Consider the following 6,917-nt stretch of genomic DNA (forward strand, 5'->3'; position numbering starts at 1 on the left):
GGAGTCGGTCGTGGCGGTGCTGGGTGTGCTGAAGGCCGGTGCGGCGTATCTGCCGGTGGACCCGGCGTATCCGCGGGCGCGGATCGCGTACATGCTGGAGGACGCCCGTCCGGTCCTCGTGGTCGACGACCCCGCCATGGTGGCGGAGGGCGACTGGCCGGAGACCGACCCGGCGGTCGACCTCGATGTGCGGCACCCGGCCTACGTCATCTACACCTCCGGCTCGACGGGCCGCCCCAAGGGTGTCGTCGTCGGACACGGCGGCGTGGCGAGCCTGGTCGCCGGGCAGATCGACCGCTTCGCGGTCGAACCCGACAGCCGGGTGCTCCAGTTCGCCTCGCCCAGCTTCGACGCCTCGGTGTCGGAGATCTGCACCGCCCTGCTCAGCGGCGCGGCCCTCGTGCTGCCCCCGGCGGCCGGGCCCCTCGCCGCACTCACCGATCCGGACCTCGGCATCACGCACGTCACGGTGCCGCCGTCCGTCCTTGCCGCCGTGCCGGACGGGGCCGTGACCGCGTCGACCCTGGTGGTGGCGGGTGAGGCGTGCTCGCAGGAGCTGGTGGCGCGGTGGGCCCCGGGACGCCGGATGATCAACGCGTACGGTCCGACCGAGACCACGGTCTGCGCGACCATGAGCGACCCGCTCGTCCCGGGGAACGGTGTGCCGCCGATCGGCCGGCCCATCGCCAACGCCCGGGTGTACGTCCTGGACGACCGGCTGCGTCCGGTGCCGCCCGGCGTCACCGGGGAGCTGTACGTGGCGGGCGCGGGCCTCGCCCGGGGATATCTGAACCGGCCCGCGCTGACGGCCGGCAGGTTCGTCGCCTGCCCGTTCGCACCAGGTGAGCGCATGTACCGCACCGGCGACCTGGTCCGCCGGCTGGGCGACGGGCAGCTGGAGTACGCCGGCCGCGCCGACGACCAGGTGAAGGTGCGCGGCTTCCGCGTCGAGCCCGGCGAGATCGAGGCCGCGCTCGCCGCACACCCCGCCGTCGCGCAGACCGCGGTCCTCGCCCAGGACGACCGGCTCGTCGGATACGTCGTCCCGCGCCAGGACACGGCCCGGGACAGCGGGCTCGAAGCGGACCAGGTGGGGGAGTGGCAGGACATCTACGACGCCCTGCCCATCGCCCCCGACACGGCACCCTTCGGCGACAACTTCGTCGGCTGGAACAGCAGTTACGACTCGCGGCCCATCCCCGAGGAGCAGATGCGGGAATGGCGAGACGCCACCGTGGCCCGCATCCTCGGCCTCGGCCCCCGACGGGTGCTCGAAGTCGGCGTCGGCACCGGCCTGTTGCTCTCCCAGATCGCACCCCACTGCGAGACGTACTGGGCGACCGACTTCTCCGCCACCGCCATCGACGCGCTGACCGCCCAGGTGGCCCGGGAGGAGCGGCTCGCCGGGCGCGTGGTGCTCCAGACCCGCCCGGCGCACGACACCGACGGGCTGCCCGCCGAGGCGTTCGACACCATCGTCATCAACTCGGTGGTGCAGTACTTCCCCTCCGCCGACTACCTCGCCGACGTCATCCGCAAGCTGATGGGGCTGCTCGCCCCCGGCGGCGCGCTGTTCGTCGGAGACGTACGCAACCTGCGGCTGCTGCGTCCGTTCGCGACCGCCGTCCAGCTGCACCGGACGGGCGACGACGCCGACCCCGCCGCCGTACGCCGCGCGGTGGAGCAGGCGGTCAGGGTGGAGAAGGAACTCCTCGTCGACCCGGACTTCTTCACCGTCCTGCGGTCGCACGGCACGGACATCGGCGCGGTGGCCGTGGAGGTCAAACGGGGCCGCCACCACAACGAACTGAGCCGCTACCGCTACGACGTCACCCTGCACAAGGCCCCGGCCGCCCCGCAGCCCGCGCCCCGGACCGCCGAGCTGGCCTGGGGAGAGGACGTCACCGGCCCCGACGCCCTGCGCGACCTGCTCGCGGGGACCCCCGCCGCCGACGTCCTGCGGATCACCGGAGTCCCGAACCGCCGCGTCGTACGGGAGGCCGCCCTGGCCCGTGCGCTGCACGAGGAGGACGGAACCCTGCCGGACCTGCTGGAACGGCTGCACGCCCCGGAGGAGGAGCACGGCCTCCCCGACCCCGAGGACTTCCACGCCCTCGGGCAGGAGTCCGGCCGCGCGGTGTCCGTCACCTGGTCGGCCACCTCGGACGACGCCGTGGACGTGGTGTTCGCGGACCCGGGGGCGCTCCACGGCTTCCCGGCCGACAACCGGCAGGCCGGGCCCGTCGGCCGCGCGCTGTCCTCGCTGGCCAACCGCCCGACCGGCAGCCGGAGCACCGGCGCCCTCCTCGGCGAACTCCGCGACTGGCTGCGCGAACGGCTTCCGGACCACCTGGTCCCTTCGGCGTTCATGGCGCTGGACGCCCTGCCGCTGACGGCCAGCGGGAAGCTGGACCGGCGCGCACTGCCGGCGCCCGACCTCGGCCCCGCCGTGGGCGGACGCGCGCCCCGCACCCCGCAGGAGCAGCTGCTCGCGGAGCTGTACGCCGAAGTCCTCGGACTCGCCCAGGTCGGAGTCGACGACAGCTTCTTCGACCTCGGCGGCCACTCGCTGCTCGCGACCCGCCTCGCCTCCCGGGTCCGGGCGACCCTCGGCGCGGAGCTGGAGGTCCGCACCCTCTTCGAGACCCCCACCGTGGCCGGTCTCGCGGCCCGCCTGGACGGGGCCGGAGCCGCTCGCCCCGCGCTGACCGCCCGGCCCCGCCCGGAACGGGTGGAGCTGTCCTTCGCCCAGCGCCGGCTGTGGTTCCTGCACCGGATGGACGGGCCGAGCGCCACGTACAACATGCCGCTCGCGCTGAGCCTCACCGGCGGCCTCGACCGGTCCGCGCTGCACGCCGCGCTCGCGGACGTCGTCGCGCGGCACGAGAGCCTGCGCACGGTGTTCCGCGAGACCGACGGGACCCCGCACCAGGTCGTGCTGGACCCGGAGCGGGCGCGCCCCGCGCTGCCCGTGGCCGACCTCGACGAGGGCGCGCTGCCCGGACGTCTGGCCGAAGCGGCACGGCGCGGTTTCGACCTGGCGGCGGAGCCCCCGGTCCGGGCCGAGCTGTTCGCGCTCGCCCCCGACCGGCATGTGCTGCTCGTCGTGGTGCACCACATCGCCGCCGACGGCTGGTCCATGGGACCGCTCTCCGGCGACCTCGCGACCGCGTACGCCGCCCGCTGCCGGGACGAGGAACCGGGCTGGTCCCCGCTGCCCGTGCAGTACGCCGACTACACCCGCTGGCAGCGCGACCTGCTCGGCGACGCCGGCGACCCGGACAGCCTCTTCGCCCGGCAGCTCGCCTACTGGCGCGACGAACTCGCCGGTATCCCGCAGCAGCTCCAGCTTCCCGCCAACCGGCCCCGGCCGCCCGTCGCCTCCCAGCGCGGCGACCGGGTCACCGTCCGGCTCGACGCCGAGCTGCACCAGGCCCTGCGCGACCTGGCCACCGAACGCGGCGCCAGCATGTTCATGGTCCTTCAGGCCGGACTCGCCGCGCTGCTCACCCGTCTCGGCGCGGGCACGGACATCCCCATCGGCAGCCCGATCGCCGGCCGCACCGACCAGGCGCTGGACGAGCTCGTCGGCTTCTTCGTCAACACCCTCGTCCTGCGCACCGACACCGGCGGCGACCCGGGCTTCGCCGAGCTCCTCGGCCGGGTCCGGCAGAAGGCGCTCACCGCGTACGACCACCAGGACGTCCCGTTCGAATACCTGGTGGAGGTGGCCAACCCGGTGCGGTCCCTGGCCCACCACCCGCTGTTCCAGGTCATGCTGGCCCTCCAGAACGCGCCGCTGGGCGACTTCGCACTGCCCGGTCTGGAAACGGGCCACCTGGAGGCGCCGACCGGGACCTCCCGGGTCGACCTCACCTTCAGCCTGGCCGAGCAGTTCCGTCCGGACGGCGGCGCCGACGGGCTGGTCGGTGCGGTGGAGTACGCCACCGACCTGTTCGACGCCGCCACCGTGGAGCTGTTGTTCGAGCGGTGGGCCCGGCTGCTGCGGGCGGCGGTCGCCGACCCGGACCGGCCGATCACGGAGATCGACCTCATGTCCGCCGCCGAACGCCACCGGCTGCTCCACGCGTTCAACGACACCGCCGCGGAGCTGCCCACGGACGCGGTACCGGCGCTGTTCGCCCGTCAGGTGCGGGCCACCCCCGACGCCGTCGCCGTCGTGGCGGACGGCACCGAGCTGACCTACGCGGAGCTCGACCGTCGGGCCGGCACGCTGGCGCGGGCCCTGATCCGCCAGGGCGTACGGCCCGAGACCCCGGTCGCCGTCATGCTCGACCGCTCGGCCGACCTGGTCGTGGCGATCCTGGCCGTCATCAAGGCGGGCGGCGCCTACGTCCCGCTCGACCCGCGCTTCCCGGCCTCCCGAATCGAACTGATCCTCCGGGAGAGCGGCGCAGCCCTGGTGCTCACCCGGGAGGTGCTGACCGCGCTGGAGGGGTCCGGGCGCCACGAGCCGGACGCCGTTGAAGTGCCGTGCGAACCGGGCCGGTTGGCGTACATCATGTACACCTCCGGCTCGACCGGGCGGCCGAAGGGCGTGGCCGTCACCCACCGGGACGTGGTGGGCCTCGCCCTGACCCCGGAGTGGCGGGGCGGCGGCCACGAACGGGTGCTGATGCACTCACCGACCGCCTTCGACCTCTCCACGTACGAACTGTGGGTGCCGCTGCTCAGCGGCGGCCGGATCGTCGTCGCACCGCCCGGACAGCTCGACCTCGACCTGCTCCAGCACACCGTCGCCGCGCACGGGGTGACCGGGCTCTGGCTGACCGCCGGTCTGTTCCGGCTCGTCGCCGAGGAACGCCCCGGGCTGCTCGCCGGAGTGCGCGAGGTGTGGACCGGCGGTGACGTGGTTTCGCCGGCCGCCGTCGCCCGGGTCCTCGCCGCGTGCCCCGGCATCGAGGTCGTCAACGGCTACGGACCCACCGAGGCCACCACCCTGGCCACCCGCCACCCGGTGCGCGGCCTCCCCGAGAACGCCGCGACCGTGCCGATCGGCGGGCCTATGGCGAACATGCGCGCCTACGTGCTCGACGACCGGCTGCGCCCGCTGCCGGCCGGCCTGGTCGGCGAGCTCTACCTGGCGGGTACGGGCGTGGCCCGTGGCTACCTCGGCCGGCCCGGTCTGACCGCGGAGCGCTTCACCGCCGACCCGTACGGGCCCGCCGGGAGCCGCATGTACCGCACGGGCGACCTCGCCTCGTGGCGCCCCGACGGCACGCTGGAGTTCGCCGGGCGCGTCGACCACCAGGTCAAGCTGCGCGGTCAGCGCATCGAGCCCGGGGAGGTCGAAGCCGTCCTGGCGGGCTGCCCCGGCGTCGCCCAGGCGGCCGTCGTCGCCCGTGAGGACCGGCCCGGGGACAAGAGCCTCGTCGCCTACCTGGTGCCCGCCCCCGGTGCCGTGCCGGAGTCCGCCGAACTGTCCGGCCGGCTGCGCCGCGAACTGCCCGACTTCATGGTCCCGGCGGCGTTCGTCACCCTGGACGCGCTGCCGCTGACCGTCAACGGCAAGCTGGACCGGGCGGCCCTGCCGGCTCCGGACTACGGGGCGTCGGGTGCGGGACGCGGGCCCAGGACCCCGCAGGAGCAACTGCTGTGCGGGCTCTTCGCGGAAGTGCTGGGACGCGAGCACGTGGGCATCGACGACGGCTTCTTCGACCTCGGCGGACACTCGCTGCTGGCCGCCCGGCTGGCCGCACGCGTCCGCGAGACCCTGGGCCTGGAACTGGGGCTGCGGATGCTGTTCGAGGCGCCGACCGTCGCCGGGCTCACCGGACGCCTCGCCATGGACAACCCGGACGACGCGCTCGACGTACTGCTTCCGCTGCGTTCGACCGGCACGGAGACGCCGCTGTTCTGCGTGCACCCCGGCGGCGGCATCAGCTGGTCGTACAGCGGACTGCTCAACCACGTCGGCCCGCAGCACCCGGTCTACGCCATCCAGGCGCGCGGCCTCGGACGTCCCGAACCGCTGCCGGAGTCGTACGAGGACATGGCGGCCGACTACGCCGACCACATCCAGAAGGTCCAGCCGCAGGGACCGTACCTGCTCCTCGGCTGGTCCGCGGGCGGACTGATCGCCCACGCACTCGCCTGTGAACTCCGGGCGCGCGGCGAACGGACCGCGCTCCTGGCCGTCCTCGACGCCTACCCGGTGAAGGACGTCCGGTTCGAGGACGAGCCCGTGCCCACCGTGCGGGACGTGCTCGTCGGCGTGCTCGACGTCGACCCGGCCGAGCTGGGCGACCGCGACATCACCTACGCGGAGGTCGCCGAGGTGCTGAACCGGCGCGGCAGCGCCCTCGCCGGGCTCGACGAGCGGCAGGTCGAGGTCATCGTGGACATCATGATCAACAACGCGAAGCTGGCGGTCGACTTCGTCCCCGGCCGTCACGACGGCGACCTGCTGCTGTTCAACTCCACGATCGACCGGGGCCAGGACGACGCCGGACCGGATGTCTGGCGCCCGTACGTCACCGGCCGGATCGAATCCCACGAGATCACCACCCGGCACGACCAGATGACCCGGGCCGGCTCGCTGGCCCAGATCGGACCGGTCCTGGCCGCCAGGATCGCCGAGGTCACCGGTGACACCGGTGACATCACCCTTTCCCCTCAGGAGGACTGACCCATGACCAACCCCTTCGACGACCAGGACGGCACCTTCCTCGTCCTCGTCAACGACGAGAACCAGCACTCGCTCTGGCCGCAGTTCGCCGATGTCCCCGCCGGCTGGACCGTCACCCACGGCCCCGACACCCACGCCGCCTGCCTGGAGCACATCGAGCGGAACTGGACCGACATGCGGCCCAGGAGCCTTGCCGACGCGATGGACGCCCAGCGGTAACGCGGCCGACATGACCACCACCGAAACCCCGGCCGGGGGCCGCGACACC

Annotated in this window: 2 protein-coding genes; both read left to right on the forward strand. The window is 73.9% G+C overall.

The features are described from left to right. The coding region (locus tag ACN6LM_RS37245) for an amino acid adenylation domain-containing protein (RefSeq protein ID WP_445069855.1) at positions 1–6,649 on the forward strand (6,649 nt) is incomplete at its 5' end. A gap of 3 nt (positions 6,650–6,652) precedes the next feature. Next, a complete protein-coding gene (locus ACN6LM_RS37250) occupies positions 6,653–6,868 on the forward strand; it encodes an MbtH family protein (protein WP_445069856.1) in 216 nt (71 codons plus the stop codon). Positions 6,869–6,917 lie beyond the last annotated feature (49 nt).

Source organism: Streptomyces sp. SAS_281 (assembly GCF_052542855.1).

What these genes read in the sequence shown, in the direction of transcription:
- ACN6LM_RS37250 (WP_445069856.1), top strand. Translation starts at nt 6,653, where the DNA reads ATGACCAACCCCTTCGACGACCAGGACGGCACCTTCCTCGTCCTCGTC.